Source organism: Eubacterium sp. An3 (assembly GCF_002159465.1).
Lineage (GTDB): Bacteria > Bacillota > Clostridia > Lachnospirales > Lachnospiraceae > Anaerobutyricum > Anaerobutyricum stercoris.
In genome coordinates this window covers 1-22410 of the sequence record NZ_NFIR01000039.1, presented here as the reverse complement: position 1 = coordinate 22410, position 22410 = coordinate 1, and the positions used below count along the sequence as shown (strand labels likewise).

General features: G+C 42.9%; 24 protein-coding genes and 1 pseudogene. 19 read left to right on the top strand and 6 right to left on the bottom strand.

Annotated features, from left to right (window positions below; translation table 11 throughout):
- Window positions 1-197: 197 nt before the first annotated feature.
- The 16 genes from B5F87_RS18370 to B5F87_RS18300 all read left to right on the top strand — a co-directional run bounded on the left by B5F87_RS18370 (window position 198) and on the right by B5F87_RS18300 (window position 16245).
- On the top strand, window positions 198-2054 hold the full coding sequence (locus tag B5F87_RS18370; protein WP_087283624.1) for a DUF87 domain-containing protein: 1857 nt from the start codon (window positions 198-200) through the stop codon (window positions 2052-2054).
- 2 nt (window positions 2055-2056) lie between these two features.
- Entirely contained in the window at window positions 2057-3718 is a 1662-nt protein-coding gene (locus B5F87_RS18365) for a CHAP domain-containing protein (protein WP_158097099.1), read from the top strand.
- Between the two features lie 27 nt (window positions 3719-3745).
- Entirely contained in the window at window positions 3746-4468 is a 723-nt protein-coding gene (locus B5F87_RS18360; RefSeq protein ID WP_087283619.1) for a hypothetical protein, read from the top strand.
- Window positions 4469-4613: 145 nt separating this feature from the next.
- Entirely contained in the window at window positions 4614-5441 is an 828-nt protein-coding gene (locus B5F87_RS18355) for a hypothetical protein (RefSeq protein ID WP_087283617.1), read from the top strand.
- Window positions 5442-5469: 28 nt separating this feature from the next.
- Entirely contained in the window at window positions 5470-5781 is a 312-nt protein-coding gene (locus tag B5F87_RS18350) for a hypothetical protein (protein WP_087283615.1), read from the top strand.
- A 314-nt stretch (window positions 5782-6095) separates the two neighbouring features.
- A complete protein-coding gene (locus tag B5F87_RS18345; RefSeq protein ID WP_087283613.1) occupies window positions 6096-6335 on the top strand; it encodes a hypothetical protein in 240 nt (79 codons plus the stop codon).
- A 29-nt stretch (window positions 6336-6364) separates the two neighbouring features.
- Window positions 6365-6793 (top strand): hypothetical protein, encoded by a 429-nt coding sequence (locus B5F87_RS18340; RefSeq protein ID WP_087283611.1) that lies wholly within the window; start codon window positions 6365-6367, stop codon window positions 6791-6793.
- A 176-nt stretch (window positions 6794-6969) separates the two neighbouring features.
- Window positions 6970-7140 carry a plasmid mobilization relaxosome protein MobC gene (gene mobC, locus B5F87_RS21095; protein WP_158097098.1) on the top strand — a complete coding sequence of 57 codons (171 nt, stop codon included), beginning with the start codon at window positions 6970-6972 and terminating at the stop codon, window positions 7138-7140.
- Window positions 7122-8513: a relaxase/mobilization nuclease domain-containing protein gene (locus B5F87_RS18330; protein ID WP_087283607.1), complete on the top strand. Its 1392-nt coding sequence runs from the start codon at window positions 7122-7124 to the stop codon at window positions 8511-8513. Before mobC ends, B5F87_RS18330 begins: the two co-directional genes overlap by 19 nt.
- A 36-nt stretch (window positions 8514-8549) precedes the next feature.
- On the top strand, window positions 8550-9530 hold the full coding sequence (locus B5F87_RS18325; RefSeq protein WP_087283605.1) for a hypothetical protein: 981 nt from the start codon (window positions 8550-8552) through the stop codon (window positions 9528-9530).
- Between the two features lie 32 nt (window positions 9531-9562).
- The gene (locus B5F87_RS18320; protein ID WP_087283603.1) at window positions 9563-10645 is read left to right on the top strand and encodes an ArdC-like ssDNA-binding domain-containing protein; all 1083 of its coding nucleotides are present in this window, start codon (window positions 9563-9565) and stop codon (window positions 10643-10645) included.
- Complete coding sequence (locus tag B5F87_RS18315) at window positions 10636-11064, top strand: helix-turn-helix transcriptional regulator (protein WP_087283601.1); 429 nt, start codon at window positions 10636-10638, stop codon at window positions 11062-11064. The genes B5F87_RS18320 and B5F87_RS18315 overlap by 10 nt, the downstream gene beginning before the upstream one ends.
- Before the next feature lie 11 nt (window positions 11065-11075).
- The gene (locus tag B5F87_RS21610; RefSeq protein WP_275532343.1) at window positions 11076-11204 is read left to right on the top strand and encodes a hypothetical protein; all 129 of its coding nucleotides are present in this window, start codon (window positions 11076-11078) and stop codon (window positions 11202-11204) included.
- Window positions 11204-12433 (top strand): DUF5688 family protein, encoded by a 1230-nt coding sequence (locus B5F87_RS18310; protein WP_087283599.1) that lies wholly within the window; start codon window positions 11204-11206, stop codon window positions 12431-12433. The genes B5F87_RS21610 and B5F87_RS18310 overlap by 1 nt, the downstream gene beginning before the upstream one ends.
- 162 nt (window positions 12434-12595) lie before the next feature.
- On the top strand, window positions 12596-14011 hold the full coding sequence (locus tag B5F87_RS18305; RefSeq protein ID WP_087283597.1) for a hypothetical protein: 1416 nt from the start codon (window positions 12596-12598) through the stop codon (window positions 14009-14011).
- 14 nt (window positions 14012-14025) lie between these two features.
- Window positions 14026-16245 carry a type IV secretory system conjugative DNA transfer family protein gene (locus tag B5F87_RS18300; protein WP_087283596.1) on the top strand — a complete coding sequence of 740 codons (2220 nt, stop codon included), beginning with the start codon at window positions 14026-14028 and terminating at the stop codon, window positions 16243-16245.
- A gap of 407 nt (window positions 16246-16652) precedes the next feature.
- On the opposite strand, the gene B5F87_RS18295 is transcribed toward B5F87_RS18300, so the two are convergent.
- The 4 genes from B5F87_RS18295 to B5F87_RS18280 all read right to left on the bottom strand — a co-directional run bounded on the left by B5F87_RS18295 (window position 16653) and on the right by B5F87_RS18280 (window position 19830).
- Window positions 16653-16877, bottom strand: coding sequence for a hypothetical protein (locus tag B5F87_RS18295; RefSeq protein ID WP_087283594.1), 225 nt, complete (start codon window positions 16875-16877; stop codon window positions 16653-16655).
- Window positions 16878-17302: 425 nt separating this feature from the next.
- Window positions 17303-17923 (bottom strand): hypothetical protein, encoded by a 621-nt coding sequence (locus B5F87_RS18290; RefSeq protein WP_087283592.1) that lies wholly within the window; start codon window positions 17921-17923, stop codon window positions 17303-17305.
- A gap of 37 nt (window positions 17924-17960) precedes the next feature.
- Window positions 17961-19019 (bottom strand): hypothetical protein, encoded by a 1059-nt coding sequence (locus B5F87_RS18285; RefSeq protein ID WP_143405284.1) that lies wholly within the window; start codon window positions 19017-19019, stop codon window positions 17961-17963.
- Window positions 18997-19830 carry a hypothetical protein gene (locus B5F87_RS18280; RefSeq protein WP_087283588.1) on the bottom strand — a complete coding sequence of 278 codons (834 nt, stop codon included), beginning with the start codon at window positions 19828-19830 and terminating at the stop codon, window positions 18997-18999. The genes B5F87_RS18285 and B5F87_RS18280 overlap by 23 nt, the downstream gene beginning before the upstream one ends.
- A 352-nt stretch (window positions 19831-20182) precedes the next feature.
- On the opposite strand from B5F87_RS18280, the gene B5F87_RS18275 reads away from it, so the two are divergent.
- The 3 genes from B5F87_RS18275 to B5F87_RS18265 are packed head-to-tail and all read left to right on the top strand — an operon-like array spanning window position 20183 to window position 21427.
- Window positions 20183-20533: a PadR family transcriptional regulator gene (locus B5F87_RS18275; protein WP_242964577.1), complete on the top strand. Its 351-nt coding sequence runs from the start codon at window positions 20183-20185 to the stop codon at window positions 20531-20533.
- A 22-nt stretch (window positions 20534-20555) separates the two neighbouring features.
- Window positions 20556-20948, top strand: coding sequence for a DUF6120 family protein (locus B5F87_RS18270; protein ID WP_087283586.1), 393 nt, complete (start codon window positions 20556-20558; stop codon window positions 20946-20948).
- A gap of 5 nt (window positions 20949-20953) precedes the next feature.
- On the top strand, window positions 20954-21427 hold the full coding sequence (locus B5F87_RS18265) for a hypothetical protein (protein ID WP_087283584.1): 474 nt from the start codon (window positions 20954-20956) through the stop codon (window positions 21425-21427).
- Between the two features lie 258 nt (window positions 21428-21685).
- On the opposite strand, the gene B5F87_RS21755 is transcribed toward B5F87_RS18265, so the two are convergent.
- Together B5F87_RS21755 and B5F87_RS21750 are read right to left on the bottom strand one after the other, a co-directional pair.
- Window positions 21686-21892: a transposase domain-containing protein gene (locus B5F87_RS21755; RefSeq protein ID WP_343215787.1), complete on the bottom strand. Its 207-nt coding sequence runs from the start codon at window positions 21890-21892 to the stop codon at window positions 21686-21688.
- Window positions 21878-22258: pseudogene (locus tag B5F87_RS21750) on the bottom strand (transposase); the annotation flags it as partial. The gene B5F87_RS21755 and the pseudogene B5F87_RS21750, both read right to left, overlap by 15 nt.
- Window positions 22259-22410 lie beyond the last annotated feature (152 nt).

Genomic DNA, 22410 nt, shown 5'->3' with positions numbered 1-22410 from the left:
AGATCAGTATGAAAAAGAATACTATGCAGCATTAGATGAAAGAGCTGAAGCTTTAGCAGGGTAACTCAACATTAAAAGGGCATATTTAATTTGTACTTTTTCTTGACATAGGACCAGATACCTATGTGTCTGTCCTGTTCGGGCATAAATACCGGGGATCCATCGACGCGGACAGTTTTATCCGGAGCTTTTCCCATATGGAGTTCCCGTCTTTTTTGACGCTGGACTATGCGCCGGTGCTTCCGGACATTATCGAGGACAAGCTGGGGTCTGCGTCCATGAACAATGAGCGTGCCATCAGCAACGAGGAAGAAAAAAAGCGAAAACGGAACCAGATCTCTACCGGTCCATCCTACCGCCTGCAGAAACGGAAGGAAAAGATCGAAGAATACGCCGACCAGATCAATGACAACGATGAGACCGGCTTCTTTGTCAATTTCCTTCTGGTCGTCACTGCCCCGGATGAAGAGACACTGGCGGAACGTGTCGGCCAAATGGAGGCCATCGGACGGAAAGAAGGCGTGGTCATTGAGACCGCAGACTGGTTCCAGTTGAAAGCTCTGAATACCGCCCTTCCGTATGGCGGGCGGCAGGTGGACTATATGCGTTTCTTTCTGGCATCCTCTGTGGTCGCCCTGCAGCCTTACTATGCGCAGGATATCATCGACCTGGGTGGATATTTTATGGGAATTAACCGAACGACTAAACGGTTAATTTTCGGCAACCGGAAATTGTTAAAGAATCCCCACGGTATCATCATCGGCCATACAGGATCCGGGAAATCAGTCATCATCAAACTGACGGAAATCTTACAGACCCTCATCGCCACCGATGATGATGTGCTGGTTTTAGACCCGCAGAATGAGTTTGAGGAGATTATCCGCGCACTGGGCGGCGCTTACTTCGACCTGACACCGAAGAACGGGATGAACTTAAACGGATTCGAGTTGACAGAGGAAGTTTTCTATGCGGATAAAAAGACGAAGGAAAAATTTGTGGCGACCCAGACTGCTTACGCCAAAAGCCTTGTGGCGGCTACGATGAACAACATCCTGTTTACACAGGAACATGCTACTTATGTGAGCCGGGCTACATCTATCATGTATGAAAAGATATTCGCACAGAAAAAGTTAAGGAAACAGCCTACTTTAAAAATGCTCCGGGAAGAAATCCAAGCGATCTTATCAGGGGAGGCCGGGCAGGACAGCCACAACCGTGAGATCTTACAGACCATTTATAACTGCCTGGAAGAGTATACGGAAGGAAGCTGTGACATGCTGGCCCATCCATCCACCATCCGGCTGGATAACCGGCTGGTGGGGTTTGGCCTTAAAAATGTCCCGGAGGATAACTGGGAGGCGGTCATGCTGACGGTCATGCACTATACTTCTTCTCGGATTGAATACAACCAGGCATTTCAGAGGGCCGTCCATTTCGTAGTGGATGAGACACAGGTTATCTGCCAGAAGGGAACGTCGGCGGCGCAGCTTAATACGGCAGTCACAACTTACCGGAAATTCGGCGGGATCTGTACCATGTCGATGCAGAACCTGACAGCAGCCCTTAATGATGAAAAACTGACAGAGCTTTTTTCAAACTGTGATTATAAATGTTTCTTAGACCAGGGCGGCGTGGACGCCAACGCCCTACGGGAGATCCAGGAGTTATCCCAAACGGAGTTTGACGCACTGAGCACCGACCAGGTGGGACAGGGCGTCATGGTCTGGGGGAAAAAAGTCGTCCTCTTTGATATGCGAATATCGAAAGATAATCCGTTATATTCCCTGATCTCGACGAACTTCCATGAGCGGGCAGCGCAAGCAGAAAAGGCTGGACAGGAGCCGGCGGAGAAGCCTGTTTATACAGAAGCAGACCGGACGGAGCAGATTATCCTGCAGATGGCTGATTTCGCGGAGATCAGTGCCAGGGATATCTTATCGGTATTGGATGTCACACAGGATGAAGCGGAAGCACAGCTAGCCTATCTGGTCGAGCAGGGAAAACTTGTGGAGAGCCAGACAGAGGAACGTCCGCGATATAAAAAGGTGGGATGAGTATGGGAATAAAAAAGAGCAGAGATTCCACGTTTACGGTTGTAAAGAGCGGGTTCCAGATTTCTAAGGATGGTATCCGCCGCGCCGGGAAATATGCCGACCCTATGGGACAGGGAAAAGAGGAGGGAGAACAGGAGCAGGATCCTGTCCAGTTCCTTCCTAAAAAGTTACAAAAAAAATGGATGAAATTGCCGGAAGCTAAAAAACAATTTTACAAAGAACAGGCCCTCCGTGCCATCCGTAGGAAAGCCGGAAAGAAGGGACCGGCTTTCAGCGAGGAACTGCCAGGAGCAGCCGGCAGGGAAGCGATACAGGAAACGGCCCGGCTGTTTGTAAAAGAGGAAACGTATCGGACGCATGGCTGGCGCAGGCCGAAAGCCAAGAAGATCATCGGGGAAGGGGGATTGCCAGGGCAGACCGCCAGGAAAAAAGCAGGCGCGGCGGCAATCACGGGCAAGCGGCAGGAAGAGAACAGCCATCCCACCACTCCGAGAGAAAGTTTGAGGGGTAGGACAACAAGTACAGGGACAAATAGCCAGACAACCGCAGGAATATCCGGACAATCTGCAATGGGTAATCCTGTCCGGATATCCAGTCAAGCCGGGGAAAAAGTGGTGTCGGCAGCATCTGTCCCCCTGCAGGCAGGAATCGCCGGGGCGGCAGCAAAGAAAGCAGCAAGTATGTTCGCGGAGCGGATCCGGTTTCAGAATACCGCAGTAGAAAACCAGAGAATCCGCCTACAGTCAAAGATTGACAGTGTAAAAGAATCCCATCGGCAGATGGAAACGCCGACCGATGCCCTAGCCTATACGGCGGCGGTGGCCGCAACAGGATTATTAGCGGTGGCAGTCATTGCTGTCCAGGCATTTGCCGCCGTCTTGTCTGTTTTTTTATTGATCCTGATCCCGCTTCTTATCTTGGCAGTCATTGTCACGACAGTCATTGCGCTGCTTACCAGTATTTTTTCGGCAGTAGATACCACCTATGCTTATGGTACCGGTGAGAGCATCGTGGCTGTCGCCATCGAAGAGATTGGATATCATGAGGGAGCCGGGAACCAGACAAAGTATGGGGAGTACACCGGAACCAACGGTATGTCATGGTGTCATGCCTTTGTGAGTTGGTGCGCTAACGAGTGTGGGTTTGTCGATATGGGGATCTTTCCAAAGACAGCATCTTGTGAGACTGGCCGGCAATGGTTTATCAGCCATCAGGAATACCAGACGTCAAATGGAACCTATGAACCACAGCCGGGAGATATCGTCTACTTTGATTACGACCATGTGGGTGTTTCCCATCATGTCGGCATTGTAGAGTACACAGAAAATGGTGTGGTACATACCATTGAGGGCAATAAAAATGACCAGGTGATACGGGCGCATTATGATCTGAATTACGCAGGTATCATGGGATATGGGCAGCCGGCTTATCCGGATACCGGTGTCAGCGAATACGGGACAGTCTCCGAATTTTTGGCGCAATGCAAAGAAATCGCGGATACGATCGTTGGGGATGGAGATTGGGTCTATTCCAATTCCAATCTGAAAAATACATTTGAAGAAGCCAGGGAAAAGGCAAGGAAGACAAACTGCGCGATGTATGTTGCCTGGTGTATGCAGGAGTTTGGGACACTGAAAAAAGGACAGTATTTTTACAGTAACTAGAATGGGAAGCTCACCTGCAGCAGTACGGTGCGGGAACGGCTGGAGAAATATTATGATATTTACCGGATCGGGAAAGATCTTTCCGAGAAAGATATCAAACCCGGAGATATCTGTCTGTGGAAAGGGCATACCAATGTCTATGCCGGGAAAAACAGCCAGGGGAAGAGACTATGGTATGATCTGGGACATAACCAGACGTCAGACAATAAAGCAGAGAGCGGACCGTTTGTCCGCGGCATCCGTGTCGGAAACATGGGCTGGACGGAGCTGACGACAGTGCTCCGGTTAAAAGACCAGGACTCTTACGGTTCGGGAAAGACCATCACACTGCCGGAAGGACTGGGAGATGTTTACTCTTACATGGGATGGAATATGATTACTTATCATGGAACAAGACAGTATGAGTTGCGTATTCAGAGTGGGGAACCCTATGACCGGAATGGATTCGGCGTCATCAATGGCCGGTATGTGATCGCCTGCACTTCTACCTTTGGGGAGATTGGCGATGAAGTAGATTTTGTCCTGAAGAACGGAAAGGTCATCCACGCCATCATTGGGGAACACAAAGATATGGATGATCCGGATTGTAACACCTGGGGCCATGAATACGGCCACTGTGTCGTGGAATTTTGTGTCAACAAAGCGTCATGGTATGGCTCCGGTAAGAGTATCACCAGATATCATCCGGAGTGGGCAAACACGACTGTTGTGAAAGCCGTCAACCTGCAAAAGAACTTTTTTGATGATTGACGGTACAGAAATTCTGTACACGGAAAAACATCCGTGCTGAAAATTTTGAAAAGATTTTTTCAAAGTCCAACGAAAAAAACGTACTGAAATTCAGTACGCACGAGAACATCTCCAATAAAAAAAGTAGAAAGGAAGTGGGAATCCGATGAGAAAAAAAGAGTTCCTGTTTGGAATCCTGGTCGTCATTCTTCTTGCAGCCCTGTGCATTTGCCTGGGGCTATTTTTATTGCGGCAGGATGATAGCGTGGGAATAGGGGTGGAAAAAACAACAGAGGAAATAGAAACCAATACAGCAGAAGAGAAAACAACAGAGATAACCAATGTACCGGAATCTACAACAGAGGAAAAGAAAAATCCATATAAGTTTTTGAATCTGGGGAAGATTTATTATCTCCCGCTGGATACAACGGATTTCAAAAACCAGGTGGCTGCCTTCATGGGAAACAATCATTTGACTGCAACAACTGTACTGGCATTAGGGAAAGTGGAAGATAACAAGGAAGATGCAGAAGGAACGGCAATCTTTTATCTTCAGCTTGATGATGTGGCGGGAACAATCCTCCAGGTAGCTTATGATAAAAAAGCAAAAACATTTACTTTGTCTGTTTCTGATCCAATCCCAGATATAGAAAAATATGGCGGTGTTGCAACAACGGAAGCCAATCAAAATGTATCAGAAGCAGAGCCAGAATATTCCAGTGAAGGAACAGAGATCATAAACTTTGGTGACGCCAATATCACAGATGTGGATCAGGCGTTATCCAGTGTGGCAGACATGACAACGCTGCAGCATGACCTGGGGATCTTTTTAAATGAAAATGGAGAAGAGAGAAGAAATATGTTTGTTTCTTCTGTAGAAAAAACAGAGACCGGATATAAAACTATCCTGGAGTTTGAAACGGCCCGCATTGATCGCAAAAAAATCGAAGTCATCTACGAAGGCGGAAAGTATCATTTTTCTCTGATTGAATAAGGAAGATAATAAAAGGAAGGTGAAGGTGATGAACAAAGAAGATATTACGTATGAATACGAAAAATATTTTTTGAATTTGATGAAGGAAAGTAAAACAAATCTGTATATCCGCGCAGGAGAAATCAATTGCAAACGAGTTTTTTTCCAGCACTTAAAAGAAAAAGGGGAAGCACTGGAAAAGAAAACTTTTTTGGGAATTGCTTCGGAGGCGGCAGATCGGTTTTATCTGTTCTTTTTGGAAAACTATGAAGAAAAAATGCAGAGATTGTATGATGTGGCTGCCGATGAATGGATACAGGAAACCTTTTATAGTGGAGCAAGCAGTGTAGGGAAATCGTGAAAGGGATTCTGGATAAAAGAAAATGGGGTATCAGGGGTGTCCCCTGACAAGATGCATTTATGGTAATAAAATGCGTATCTTGCAAAAAGCCTACGGCTTTTTACTGGATAAAACTACCGATCAGGTACGCAAATAGCTACCTATATGGTACACAATTTACCACATGGGTACACAATAAATGACCGATGTGGTACATAGAAAAATACCAAAGTGGTATACAAAATACCTGGATGGTACACAAAAAACTACCGGATAGGTACACAAAATACCAAAGTGGTACATAAAAAAATATAGGAAGACCAGGAGGAAAACAGATGTTGATACAAAAACATTTTCGCCTTCCAGAAGAAACAGTGGAGCAACTGAAAAAAAGGAACAGTGTAAAATATCCCACAGAAGCCAGTTATGTTAATGCAGCAATCCTGCATTTTACGGAAGAAGAAAGAATTGAAAAGAAACTGGAAAATATCCAGCAGGAACTAAAAGAACTTCATGCGCTCTGCAAAAAAGAGTTTGCCATTGATGATTCATATGGAGAAAATTTTTCGTATTAATGATGGATGGATAGATGGAGGTGATGCCGATGGATTGGCAGGGGCAGATCAATAAACTGGAAGAAAAGCTCTATAAGGTCAGAGAGAAAAAGAAAAAAATCCTGGAGGATGAAAAAGAGCTTTTGGAAAAATTAAAAAATGCCAGACAGAAAAAAGAAGAAGATGATAACCGGAAATTGATGGCGATGGTAGAAGAGCAGCTTGGGGAAATGAGCGAATCGAAATTACAGGCGCTTAAAAGTTTCCTCGCCAGGCACGCCGGGGAGTTTGTAGGAGAAGAGAAAAATTTTTCGGGAGAGAAAGCCCAAACAGAAGAAAAATTTACAGAGACGGAACCGGCAGGGACAGAAAAATTTTCAGAAGAAAAAGAGTCTTACTTGGAAAATAATTCTGATATTGCCGAGGAAGACGAATCAGAAAGGGGTGGATACCACTGGCCAGGGATCGAAGATTCGTAATCCTTTTTACACCGGAAGAATATCAGGAGATTATACGGTTAGCAGACGGTGATACGGAAATCAAACGGAAAAAAACGCAGAAGAAAAATGTCTCCGCTTATATCCGGAAATGTATCTTTGACCGGAGCGACAACCCGGCGGTCATCCAAAAAGAACTAAAAGGGCTGTCCTATCAGGTGCGGAAGATCGGCGTCAACATCAATCAGGTGGCGGCCAAAGTCAATGCCGGCTATGCAACCCCAATGGATTTAGAGAATCTGCTCTTCTATCTGAAAAAGGTGGAGGAAGAGTTTCTCCGGCTGGAAAAAAATCTGAAGGAACAAAAATCATGGCCATCACAAAAATAAACTACATCGGGACGCCGAAAGGCGGCGGGGCTGCCCATCTGAAAAATGCCATCACCTATATTCTGAACCCAGATAAAACAGAAGGGGATGTGTGGGTTGGCGGCAACGCCGGGGATACGCCGGGAGAGGTCTATCAGATCATGATGGATACCAAAAAAGAATGGGACAAAGAGGGCGGTCGACAGGGGTATCACTTTGTCATCTCTTTCCCGCCGGGGGAAGCGACGGCGGAGCAGGCATATGCTGTCATCCGGGATTTCTGTGGGAAATATCTGGGAGAAAACTATGACTATGTGTTTGCTATTCACACGGATCAGGCACATATGCATGGTCATATCATTTTTAATTCGGTCAACCGGATGAGTGGTTATAAATACCGGTACGAGAAAAGAGACTGGGAGAAATTTATCCAGCCTATCACAGACCGGATCTGTGAACGGTATGGCCTGCCGCCCCTCATATATGAGAAGAAAGGACGGAGGAAAGGAAAGTCCTATGCGGAGCATTACGCAGAAAAGGAAGGCCGTCCCACAGAAACGAAGATCATCAAAGCGGATATTGATTATTTTATCAAACGCGCGGCCAGTTGGGATGATTTCGTGGAGCAGATGCAGATGTGCGGGTATGAGATCCGTCAGAAAAAGTATGTGACGTACAAGGCGCCAGGATATGGAAATGGAAGACGGGATTACCGACTGGGGCCAGGATATACAAAGGAAGACATCATAAAGAGGATTGCCAATAAGGAAAAGGAACTGGCTGGAGAGCCACCATTATCCTCACGACTTTCGCGAACCTATCAGGCCGGCCTTGAAAATTACCTTGTGGCTCCTTTGTCGTCGTACCAAAAGAAAAAGTTGGGTATTTTTTATCGGGCCGGACATTATCTTGAAGAGAAAAACCCTTACGCCATGCGGCAGGCAGACGTCCGGAAAAATGCTATCCACATCGACCGGCTCTATGAAGAGTGCCGGTATATGTTAAAGACGGGGATTAAAAATCCTGGAGACCTGCAGAAACGGGCGGACGAAATCAAAAAGGAAGAGGCGGCGCTCCGAAATAGAAAAAACGCATTGACATCTGTATGTGATAAAGGATTGCTGGAAAAATACCAGCAGTTAAAAAAAGAGATGGAACGCCTGCCGGAGTGGGACAGTCGGTCTGTATCTTTGCAAAAAGAACTGTCCCGGCTGGAACAGGAAATGCCGGAAGGTTTTTTCTCCGAATATAACAGAGAAAAACAATCCCTGGAAGAAAGACTGCGCGCAGTCCGCCGGGAAAAGCGCATGGTCAACCGGATGATGAAAGAAGAAATGGAAAAACAAAAGAGACTGACAAAAACAGAGGAGGTGGAACAAAAGCCGGTAAGATAACAGCGTACTGAATTTCAGTACGCGGCGGCGGAAGTTATGGAAGAGAATACAAAGAAAAAAGAGAACAGACCGGAAGAGCCTGTCTCTACAGCAGAGGGAAAAAACGGGGAGGCACTGGAAAAACTGACGGCACAGAAACATCACCGTGCTGTCCTGTCATGGCTGCACATTTCCGGCGAGACCGTGCAGTTTCTTGAAAAAATCCCGGACGGCCTGGTCTGTGAATGTCTGTATTTTTGTGCCATAGATGGGATGCCCTTGCAAGAGATACAAAAAATGTTCAGCCGTTTAAAAGGGACCAGCCGTGAAAAAGCAAATATCATCTTGGAAGAGCGGAAACGCTATCTGCAAAAACTTTACGGCGAAACCGCCGAGATAGGGAAACAGATTGACGAACTGTATCAGGAAGTAAAACAAGTTTTTTCGGAAAGCCAAAAGGTACAAAAGTCAGTAGAACAGCACATGACCTATACGCTGGAAATGCAGAAAACGTTGCTGGAAGAACAAAAGGAATCCAATAAAATTGCATTGTCCAGTAAAGATGAGGTCATCCAGGAAAAAGAAAAACAGATACAACGGCTGGAGCAGGATGTAAAATCTCTGCAGGAAACCGAAACTTCCCTCCGGGAGGAAAACCGGCAGATACAGCAAAAACTTCTGGAAAAGAAAACAGAAAAATCGGCTGCCCCTACGGAAAAAGAAGAGACGCTTCTACCCCAGGAAAGAGAAACCCCTGCCAGCCAAAAGTCAGAAAAAAGGGCTGACGTCCACAAGGAACAGGTGGAACCGACATACCGGAACGGGTTCCGGAAGTTTTTCCGGAAGAGCCGTCGGGAAAAAGAATCGCGGGAGTTTATCGAAACATTTTTAGGCGATAAGGAGTACAGCCAGGAACAACGGGAGTACCTGCTTCAGTGTCTGGAAGAGGGGGACAGTGTCCGGAAGATCCAGCAGTTCGCTTCGCCCAAACTGACGGTAGAACAGATGGAACGAATGCGTAAACTGAACAGCCGATAATACACCGAAAAGGAAGAGAGGAGGAAGATGGATTGGCAACGGAAACAGAACAGGCGCAAATGCTGGGATCGAAACCGGTGCGCCCGATCATCCTGTCATCGGGGAATCCGGCCGACAAGATACAGGAACTGATGGAAAAACTGGAGCAGGGGGTGAAGGATGTTTTCCACAGTAGCCAGTATAAAGAATATCTGTCAGTCATGTCAAAATTTTATAACTACAGTTTTAACAATGTACTGTTAATCGCTATGCAGAAACCGGACGCCTCTTTGGTGGCCGGTTTTTCTGCGTGGAAAAACCATTTTGGACGGCATGTGAAGAAAGGGGAAAAAGGGATCAAGATCCTGGCACCGATATCCCGGAAAGTAAAAATAGAAGAAAAAGAGGAAGGCGGCGCCAAAATAAACGGGACGGAAACGGCAGAAGATCCGGACAAGGAAGAAAAGATAAAAAAGGTCATCACCGGTTTTAAGGTCGTCTCTGTTTTTGATATTTCCCAGACAGAGGGAAAAGACCTGCCGGAGTATTACGGAGCAAAGGAATTGTCCGGGGATGTGGAAGGGTATGCAGATCTTTTTGCGGCAGTCCGGGAAACCTCTCCGGTGCCGGTGAGGTTTGAGGATATCCCTGGAGAAGCCCATGGCTATTACCACCCGATAGAAAAGCGCATTGCCCTGCAGGAAGGAATGAGCGAATTACAAAATATCAAGACGCTGATTCATGAGACCGCCCATGCCAGGCTGCACGCCATCGACCCGGATGCCACGGAAGAAGAACGCGCCGATCAGCCGGATCAGTCTACCAGAGAGGTGCAGGCGGAGAGTGTCGCCTACGTGGTCTGCCAGCATTTTGGGTTAGATGTATCGGATTATTCTTTCGCCTACGTCGCCGGCTGGAGCAGTGGAAAGGAATTGCCGGAGCTTCGGGCGTCCCTAGACGTCATACGGAACGCGGCAAAGGAGACGATTACGGCCGTTACGGAGCAGTTGTCCCTGCAGAAGGAACAGCAAAAAGAAGCGCCAAAACAGCAGGAGATGACAAAACAAGAAACAGAAAAAACAAAGGCAATGTCAAAAAAAATGGAAAAGGGGAAGGAGATGGTACGATGCCTGTAAATGGAAAAGAAAAACGGAATGCGGGGGAATGTATCCGGCAGCTTCGGGAAGAAAGAGGGTATGATGCGGACACTATGGCCGGACTGCTCCTGCTGACGCGCAAACAACTTATCGCCATAGAAGCTGGGCGTACCACGCCGGATGAGATGACATTGGCACTGGCGGGCTATGTGTTCGGCGTTTATCCGGATGCGTTGGCGGCTGGTGAAATTGTGATAAGGAAAACCGACACGGAGTTCATGGAACAAGCGAAACAGATCCTCAGCTATCTGGAAAAGATAAAGGAAAATAACAGCCAGCTCCGGGAATATGATGATACCTTGAAAAAAGAGATCGCTGCCATGGAAAAAGAAAAAGAGCCGGCACAGACACAGGAACAAGCGAAACGTACTGAAATTCAGTACGGGCCAAAATTATAGGAGGAAATCGGATGCAATATATCTATGATATGGAAAATGTACAGGAGAGCAAAGAAAAAGGGAAAGTGCGGATGGTCGCTTACAAAGAAGCGATGGAAGCAAAAAAAGCAGAAAAAAAGCAGAAAGAGGGTGAACAGTAATGATGCGGAAGGAAGAATTTTTTATTTATATTAGGGACAACATTCGGACCTATCTTCCGGAATCCTATCAATACGCGGATATCAGCTTGGTAGAGAACGTCAAACTGAATGATCTTCATCTGACAACACTTCTTATCCGGCGCCCTGGAGAGGTAATGATACCTGCAATTTACTTGGATAATCTATATGACGCATACCGGCAGGGGAAACTGACAGAGGAATGCCTGTCGGAGCTGGCAGAAGTCCGTGTACAGGCGAATGTCGAAAATGAAAAGGAAGAACTGTTTTCGGATATCAGCCGGTATGATGCAGTCAAAGAACGCCTGCAGATGAGGGTCTGTGATTATGATCAAAACAAGGAACGCCTGAAGGGAAAGCTATACCGGCGAGAAGGGGATTTTGCCCTGACCTACCATATCGAATATGAGATGGAGGATATGTCTGCGAATTTTCAGGTCACAAACGATATATTGTCAGTATGGGGTGTAGACGAAAAGACTGTACACCGGGATGCCCTGCGGGCAGATGAACGAAGAGGGCCTGTTTTAGTAAACATGGAAGATGCCATATATCTTATGTCAGGTCAACCTGGATACTATAATTTTCTCTGGGAAGATGAGAAATTAGATTTGGATAATGGAATGATCCCTATGTTCATTTTGACCAACCAAAAAATACATAATGGAGCAGGAATCTTATTCCAGGATGGTATGAAAGAAAAGATATCGAAATTGATGGGCGGCGACTATTATGTCCTGCCGTCATCTATTCATGAGGTCATCATTGTACCGACACAGATATCTGTGGCAGAACTGTCGGAAATGGTGCATACCGTTAATCAGGAACATGTGGAAGTAGAAGACCGTTTGTCTGATCAGGTGCAGTTTTACGACAGTCAGGCCAAAACCTTGCTGAATGCGAAAAAATGGCTGGCAGCGCATCAAATCAATATCAATACAGTCAGCCCTGCTCTGCGGGGGATGGTGGCAGTGAGTGCGGCGTCTGCCAGCAGCATTTATGCTGTTGATAAGGGAACACTGCCATTTGGTGTCTTGGAATCATTGAAACAGGAATGCCGGGAAAATAGGTTGGAAACTTATATGAATTTTTCTGATTCGGCCTATGACGTTATCTGTCAGAGAAGTATCACAGAGCGTTTTGATATGCGCCCGGAAAAAACAAAGAGGGAAGAGCCGAAACGGCGGCCGGAACAAGGAAAGAGACTATGAGGTGTACTGCCAGCGTACTGAAATTCAGTACGCTGGCTATTGTTTTTCAGAAAGCGCATAGGGAACGAATATAGTATCTGATCATTAAAAATTTTATATGAGCCTACAATAAGAAATGTACTGAATTTCAGTACAAAAATTTTTTGAAGGAGGGAACCGGAAATGGATATAGAACGGGAAACCCGCGATGTATTCCTGAGTATCCAACAGGCGGCCCGGTGGATGGACCCGTTTTTAAAATTGACCACTATGGGTGGTATTCTGCTCTTGCAGTATTTTGCCCGTCAGGCTACAGAGCGGAAACTCCGGTCGGGGGCTGTGAAGGATTTTTCGGAGTTTATCAAATTGACGGAAGGGAAATACGATATCATGAACATCCCGACGATGGATACGGAACAGATTACAAAGGAGCTGCAGGATTTAGGTGTCCGGCATATGGTCTTACCGGATTTAAACAAAGAAGACGGGATGCTGCAGGTGGCTGTTTACCAGCCAGATAAAGATAAATTTGGCGCATGGTATCAACGGCATATCTTAAACGAGATGAAGGGTGGGGAAAAAGACCTTCGAGATCTGCGAAATTTGACCAATGGACGAACGAGCATCCTGTCTTTGCCACTGGAAGCAATGAAAGGGGAATGGCAGGATGATTTTAAAGCGATGGGAATCAACTACGCCACCTTGCCGGATCTTCGAGCCGGGGATGGTCAGATACAAGTTATCGTAGCCAATAGCGATCTTCCACAGGTAGAACATTGGTATAAACTTATGCGAGAAGACCTGGCAAAAGAAGGAACAACTATTGAAGATTACAGCACGATTACCATGACAGAGTATGCCCAGACCGGGGAGATGACAGAGCAGTCCTATATCGACGGGGCAGACAAAGAATATAAAGAAGCCAATCAAAAATATGAAGGAAAGGAAAAAGGGGAGATTGAAAAGACACTGCAGGAGAACCGGGCAATAAAAAATGAGACGGCGGCGTCCTTTGAGAGCTATGCCAATGACCCGGCGTATCTCCCGATCAGTATCGACCATGAAACATTGGTGGAAAATTCCTCCCGCCATCTGCAGGACTTTTGGCAAAAAGGACAGTTTGCCTGCCGTGTACCGGGGACATGGGGCGGCAAAGATAAGGAACGCCTGCTCATTTTGCCGTTATCACAGGTGTTTGTCAGACGGGATGGAGAGTCCTATCTGGCGTTTATCCGGAAAGATGAGCCGCCGCAGGTCATTGGCGCGGAGACAGGGAAACGAGCCTGGGGCGACCTGCCGGGGAAAGACTTTGCCAAACAGTATTTTGATACAGTGGAAGAGAATGCCCTGCATCTTGACCAGGCGCAGAGCCTGTCCCGGAATAAAGCAGTCAACCAACAGGGAATGGAACTGGAAAGAATGGATATCCGTCAGCAACAAAAAGGTTCCCCAATCAGAAAAAGCAGTCGGCAGTCTGAAAAAGGGCCGAAAGTTGCCAGGGAAAAGGCCGGGGGTGCGTCGGATATCGCTGTCAGATATAAACCGGATCCGGCAAAACGGCCAGAACATATCATACCGCCACCGGTATTGAGGCGGTAAGCAGGAGGAAAAATATGCCTGAAACACAGAAAAAGAAGACGCCATGGGGAGCTTTGTTTGCCCTCATGGTTGTTTTTTTAGTATTGTCTTATTTTATCTCCGGATTATTCGTGATGGATGGAGTGACCGTACAGAATTATCAGGACAAGTTATTGTATGTTATCCTGCACCCTCTCGATCCATGGTTTAACAAATATACCCCAGCGGTGATGGGGGTAGGGCTGATCGTCTGGGTTTTGGTCGTCTCTTACTACATCACCTATCACCGAAACTTCCATCCGGAGGCGGAGCATGGCGTTGCCGACTGGGCGGATTTAAAAAAAGCATCAAAAACACTCCGGGATAAGAAGGACCCGGAGAGAAACACTTATGTCAGCAGAAATGTACAGATTGGGTTTGATATCCTATCCAACATGAATATGCTCATCATTGGTGGCTCCGGTTCCGGAAAGACGACCTCAGAATTGATCCCAAACCTGTTTCACCCTAATATGAGCAATATTATTCTTGACATTAAAGGAGACTTGCTAAAAGAATACGGCGGTTATCTGAAAAGTATTGGTGTGACGGTAAAAGCCTTGAACTTTAAAAATCCGCTGGAATCCCACCGGTATAACCCATTCCGCTATATAAAAAATTATAGTGACCTAATCGGCATCATTACCAATATCCAGCAGTCGGTAAAGCCGCCGGACGCTATGAAAGGAGACCCCTTTTGGGATGATGGAGTTGCCCTGTATCTACAAGCATTGTTTGAATATGAATGGCTTATTTCTCAAAAACAGGGCCGGATAGGGACAATGAATAACATCTTGAAACTGGTCAACATGGAAACGAAAAAGATTGATGAGGATGGGACAACCGCCTTGCAGCAGGAAATGGATAGCCTGTCCAGAGTATATGGGGAAGATTATCCACCAGTGAGAGATTACAGAAAATTGAAGGAGGGAGCGACAGAGACTGTCCGCTCTATCATCATCATGGTAAATGCACAGCTCAAGCTTTTTGAACTGCCGGAAATCCGGAGAATATTTGAGGATGATGACATTGATATCCCGTCCCTGGGGCTGGGCGTAGATGGGAACCCGGAGAAAAAGACAGCTCTGTTCCTCGTCATGCGTTCTGGGGATACATCCTATAACCTGTTCATTAGCATGTTCTATACCCAGCTCTTCCGGGTACTCCGGGATATTGCGGACAATGACTGCCCGGAAGGAAAACTTCCCATTCATGTCCGACTTTGGGCAGACGAATTTTATGCCGGCCCAAAGCCGGCAGATTCTGAAATGCTTTTGGGGGAGATTCGTAGCAGAAATATATCGATGGTGCCGATCCTGCAAGATGTAGCACAGATTAAGACGTTATTCCCCAACGATAAATGGGAGATTTTTTGCGGGAACTGTGCGGTCATGGTCTATCTGGGTTCCGGGCCAGCCGCCCATACCACCCACCAATGGATATCAGAGATGTTAGAAGATATGACCATTGACAGCCGTTCAGAGCATTTGGGATATGCGCTCAGTTCCAACAATTCCAATCTACAGATGCAAAAAGGCGGTATCAAGCTGATGACACCCGGGCAGGTGGCACGGATGCCGAAGGATGACTGTATCCTTTTTGTAGAAGGCTGGCGTCCGATCTACGATCAGAAGAACTGGCCATTTGCTACAAAAGAATTTAAGAGGGCAAAAGAAATAGCAGGAGAACAAGGATATAAAAATCCTGTCCGTGTAGTATATAACGAAAAGACGGGACAGTACAAAACGTTGGAAGGGGAAGAAAAGCTCCGAATCCTGACCAAAGAGGAATTTGATTTCTACAAAGAAGCAGAGAAGAATGATGATTCTATTAAAACTTTTGAGATGGACATGCAGCAGTTTTTATACACCAACTGGAACGAAGACCCACGCCCGACGGAGGACGACCTGCAGGAGATGATAAAGGATATAGGGAGAAAGGACACGACAGTCATGGAGCCGCCGCCGGACGCTTATCCCTTTCTTGATGAGGAAGACTACGAACAGGAACCGGAAGAGGACGGCCCATGGGATTTGTCTGGCAGTATCTTTGACTGCCTGCTACGGTATGCAGACTTATTGCCGCCAGAAGAAATTGAGGAGATCATTGGCGGTATGGAAGATGGGCTTAGTAATCAAGATATCAAGACATACTTTGCTTTACATGATGCTGTAAAGATGCGGCAGTATCGTCGGGCACTTATGGCAGGAAGATGAAGCAGTATAGAAAAGCACTTACTTAGGTAAAATAAAGTTATGAGGATAAATGTTATGAATTTTTATCTTGTTGAAGTTGTCTATAAATTTTAATTTTGCTATGATTTGCCAATTTTGTGCTGTGACATAAGAAATATTGAGTTCTTTTGCAACGAATCTGCATGTTTTCCGTACATAGTGCCAAAAGAGCAGAACGTTCTTGTTCTGAAAGTAATCCCACCAGCATATCAATTTTATGCTTAGTTTTTGGAAGATATAAATTATGAAGTATCATATGGGGATTATGGGAAAATGTGGATTGCGTAAAATGTGAAACCATACTTGGAAGATTCTCATAATAATAAGGAGTATGTCAAAGTTTGAAGGTTTACACAAACTTTGGTATACTCCCGATAAAGTGTTATTATCTAAAGTATATCAGAAAGAAAAAATACCAGAGTCAGGATTATAAACCATAGTAAAATCAGTGCGGCAATTAATCTATGATTTCGGTACCATGGTATGGAAAAATTTTCCTTTTCAAATTTTGAACTATCGAGGAAATCCTGTATAATTTCTTTTGCTTCTTTATAGTCTTCTTCGTTAACAAAAAGATTGATATAATTTGCAGGAAATCCCCAAATTATTTTCATATACTCTTCTGTATTTTTTGATGGACATATACATTTATGTTGTTTCCTTGAAGCTGTCCAATGAGTGCATTTGCTTCAAGTTCATTTCTTGTGGTATAAACTTTTATCATATTCATCTCTTTCCTTCAAAGACATTTCCGAATTAAGTTCGAATATCATTCTCGGGCTACAAAAGATTGATTCCAAGCAGTAAACGGGGACTTTGTCTACAGTCTGACGGCTCCATAAATGGAGCCGATCTTAACATACCATCGGATTCTTGTTATATATAAATCACGGGAGTAGATGGCAAAAAACTCCATTTACTCCCAGACGATTATCATAGAAGACCGATTTACAGAGAAAATTTCACACTGCCAAGTGTTTTCTTATGAATATGATATATTCAGATAAATATAATACTAATTCCATAAATTTTCATGAATTTATTTTGTGATATTGTTTCTATTAACTTCTGTATTTTGTATAAAGTTAATTACGGATTCTATGGTTTTATAAGAATCTCTGCGCTTTTCATATTTTGAAGCCTTGAGATAACCCAGATTCTTTATCACCTTTCCGTTTCGTTTAAAAACGGATTTGTTTGTTTTATCGCTTCCCTTTGCGCTATGGCAATTAAAATATTCATGAGTGATGACTTTATCTTTTTTTATTGTATAAAATGTGGCAGCGTCAGAAAGGCCATTATTTAAATAATATTTACCATTCTTTTCTTTAAGGCTAATGGAGCGTCCGCCATAATTTTTAAAAGCCTTCATTTTTTGTATTTGGCCATTAGAAAATGTATATACCTTGCAATTTTGGAAACAAGTTTTATTATTTATGTTATCTTTTTGTCCCTTTCCTATTATTAAAACAGGAGTATTTTTGTTCCCGATATTGACAATTTGAAAATATTTTTTTTGACTAACTTTTTCTGCTAAAAATTGTCGATAGGCCTGTTCCGGTGTGATAGATTGTGCTGCCTGTACTGAGTGTGGAATAAAAAGAGATGTTAAGGCAAATGTTAAAACTAAAAACAGTGATGTAATCTTTTTAATTTTCATAACGTTTCCTCCTCGTATTTTAAATGTATAACATAATTTACCATGTTACAAATTGAGCATTATTTATGCACTGTTTTAATTCTGTTTGATAAATAATGGATGTCTTTCCATTATGGAGATTTATTTTACATAAGTTACTGCTAGAATCTTCTCCCACATAATCTGTAGTGACATAATAAAGTTCATTATCCTTTAAACCGACGAACTCACCAATGGATTTACCATCATTGATTTCAATGGTGTTTTCCTCCCCTGTTTCAAGATTTCTGACATAGGTAGTATACGTTGGATTAAATATTTGGTTTCTGATACGATAAACTAAAATATTATCTTCCATTGTCACACTATCTATATAACAATTGGATTTGTGAAGAATTTCTGTTCGAGATAGATTTGGTAAAGTATACATATAAATATAATTATCAATACCAATAATATCACCCTGATCAAAAATCTCTTCTTTTGCTTTATTTGAATGTCCAGCCACTAATATCCGAGAAGAATTTTCGTTTTTTCCTGCACTACGAACGTAAAAATCATCATCCCATGACAAATCATTTATCTCTTCAGATTGAAAATCATAAAAAAACGGTTGTACAACATCGCTATCTCCCTGTAAAACAGCATTAATAAACAACCCATTTTCTGTTACGTATAAATAATTAATTGCAAAAAAATTATCTGTTAATTGAGTTGTTTTACCAGTAACACAGTCATAGCTAAAAATTTCGTCACCATGATTATCTTTGGCACAGGCAGTGTAATAAACTTTGTTTTGATTTGCCGAATAACATGTTAAAGGATATTGCGAAGTATAGGGAATGCTTGCGATAGTTTTCAAAGAATAATCTTTTGTGTCTAATAAAATAACATCCGATTGAAAACTATCGCTTTGCTCAGTGGCATGTGTAATGGTCATTGAAATAGTATCACAAAAGTATTCCTTAGCATCTAAGTTTTCGGTAGAAAGTTTAGATGGTTCTTGATTATGTCTTGTGCATCCATTTAAAAGAACTATCACAATAATCCAATATAACAACATTAATACGGTATTATATTTTTTTCTGAAAAGATTAATATTGATCAGCATGGACAATTTTTACTTCTCCTGGTAAAGAAAGACTGGATGAGTATGTATATCCCCAATATTCTACACCTGTTTTCCAAATATCCACAATTGCATTTGGCATTCCACCAACATCACATTTTTTCATATTATGAGATACTATGGTTGAAGAGCCTTTTTTCTTTGCTTTTACTTTTACTTCTATACCAAATTTACAGTTATCGTATGCCATTTTAGTGGCAACATCGCCTTTAACAAGGGTATGGTCACGTTGACCAATCTTATCGTTAAATGTAGTTGCACGTCCAAAACCAACAATTTTTTTTGTTCCATTTGCTGTAGTTTTGCGGTAGAGTCTATTATTATTTGCTCCCCAAGATGCAATTTTTACTTTTGAAGCAGTTGCTTGTAAACTAATACCATCGTTGGAAGACTGGGTTTTAGAAGTATTGTCAATGTATTCCTGTCCGTTTTCATCTAATATCTCTGTTAAAAGACCATCTGAACCGTAAATAATTTTCATACCTTTTTGAGGATCAGGATAAGTTTCTTTGATAGCTGTTTGTGCTGTACCGTTATCCTGACATGCGGCTTCAAGTTTGTCTGCTTCTTTAAACAAACCTTGTTCTAATAATTGTTCCTGTAAGTTGATTCCTCTGGAGACACCACCTTTTAGAATTTTATAGCTATTATTGCTGGTAAATTGGATTTCTGTATATGGTTGCATAGTTTCAGGTATTTTGGAACTGGTAATCTGTTCTGCTGCACTAACTGATTTACCTATGCATAATATCATTGATAACATAAGTGATGTATATCCTATTTTCCGTAAAGTTGTCATAAAAAATCCTCCTTGTAATTAAAATAATCACTCAAGATTTCAAGAGATTTTGATTGATAGTGTAGAATAACTAGCACTATTGAATAACTAGCCCTTGTTAATCATAGTTTACTTTTACTTTTGGAATATTTCCAAAAAGTAGAGAAAAAAATGGCAAACAATATACTTTATTTAACAAAAAAGCATTCCCAATGGAATCATCTCCCTTCGTAGAATATGTTATATTGTTATAATAACTATAACATATCATTAATTGTATTGTCAATGATAAATACCTTGTTATTATGGGTATTGATTTATGAGGCAGATGTGTATTATAATAAACTAAAAAATCAATAGCAGGAGAAAATATGTGAGAAACAGAAATTCTTTTAAAAAAGGCTCTATGGAAATGCTAATTTTAATTTTGTTACGGAGCCAAGATTGTTATGGATATGAGTTGTCGCAAAAAATAAAAAAGCAATCAGAAAACAGTATAAGCATTACGGAAGGATCTTTGTATCCAGCATTATATCGTTTGACGGAAAAGGGATACATTTCTGATTATAAAAAACAGGTAGGAAAACGGCTCACGAGAGTTTATTATCATTTAGAACCGGCAGGAGAGGACTTCTTGAAAACACTCATACAAGATTATTTGGAAGTGCATCAAGGTATTCAAAAAATATTTTCTTTTAACCATCTGGATATGGAGAATAGATAATATAAGGAGGAAAAACAAAATTATGAAAAAGGATTTAAAAAAAAGGTATATAAGAAAAATCCGGCATTGTTTTCCTATTTATGGAAAAGAAGAGAGGAAATATTTGAAAGAATTAAATACCTATCTTGATGAGTATATGGAACGTAATCCGGAGGCATCCGAGGAAGAAATTATTCAGGAATTTGGTTCGCCCTCTAATGTAGCAGGGGAATATCTTTTAGGGGCAGATGAGAAGTATTTGTTAAAAAGATTACAGATATCGCATTTTATAAAGTTAGGCATTAGTCTATTTATTATTTTGGTGTTACTGTATAACATATATATTTCTTATTTGGCTTATTTAGATTATAAAGATGCTTTAAATTATCAAATTTCCACTGAAGAAATATCAATTGAAACAACTAAGGAGGAATAAGAATTATGTATTTAAAACAACTGTTTAAATTTTTATCAACTATTACCTGTTGCTTGATTTTGTTTTTTTCATCGTTTAGTGCTTATGCATACGAGAAGGTTTCTACCACTGAAATAGAATATTTAGATGATGGAACTTATTTTGAAATTACGATTGAGGAGATTCCGTCTATTGCTAGAGCGTCTACTATAACAGGAAAGAAAACGGCAACACAAAAGGCTGCCAATGGTACAGTGCTTTGGAGTGTTACTGTAACTGGTACTTTTTCTTATAATGGTAAAACTGCAAAATGTACGAAGGCGACAGATTCTGTTACAAGCCCTGGTCCATATTGGAGTATTGCTTCCTCTTCTGCTTCCAAAAGTGGTGCGACTGCGAAAGCAACTGCGACTGCGAAAAAAACTGTAAATGGAAGAGTTACACAGAAGGTTACAAAAACCATAAAATTAACCTGTAGTCCATCAGGTAAACTATCTTAATTATTTTGTTTTCTCTCTTATATTATCTCATAAGGGTGATATTGTAGGTTGTAGGTACTGTGGAAAATCATCTATCAGAAATAGATATTACGAAAAAGCTTTTAAATAAAGCCAGAAAGTTTTGAATACTTTCTGGCTTTTTATATATACCATCTGATTGATGGCATGTCAATAACAGGCGGCTTTACCGCCTGTCTGTACACGCTCAATAGCGAGTACCTTGAAAAATTAAGAGCCGCCTCACGGTAGCCCTGGTTATCAGTTCTTTCGGATTCCGTCCGGTAGATTTGGTGACCATGGTAACAGATCATCCAGAAAGGACCGGTCGGTATCATCCATATGTTTCGGTATCTCTTCTAAGAGATATAGGAAGTAATCATACGGTTTTAGGTTGTTTGCCTTTGCTGTTTCCGCAATGCTGTAGATGATTGCGGATGAATGCGCACCATTGATGGTGTCGATCATCTGCCAGTTCTTTTTGCCAATGCAGAAACCTCGGATGGCACGTTCTGATGCGTTGTTGTCGATCGGAACTTCGCCATCTTCCAGAAATACCCGGAGGTATTTTTCCTGATTCAAGATATATGTGTATGCCTTTCGTAGCTGTCCGTTGGAGGGAACAGTTGGTTCCATTTTTTTGAGGTACACAAATAAGGCATCAACCAATGGTTTTATAACCAGTTGTCGCTGCATAAGTCTCTCATCAGGTGAGAGTTCTTGTAGTTTCCCCTCCTCGCGGTAGATTGCCTGGATCTGTTTCATTACCAGATAGGCGTTGGACTTCTTGCGCTGTTCTTTTGGAACAATGTTCATCGCCTCGTCAAACTTTCTTCTGGCATGGGCCTTATTCCAGTTCTCGAATAAGGCCCATTATCCCAGAAGTATTGTTATTCCAAGAGAACTGCCAAACTCAGCGTAAATCAGCAGTTCTCCGTTTTGGATCTCGAATAATAATAACTACTTTTTACCTTAAGAATTCGGGT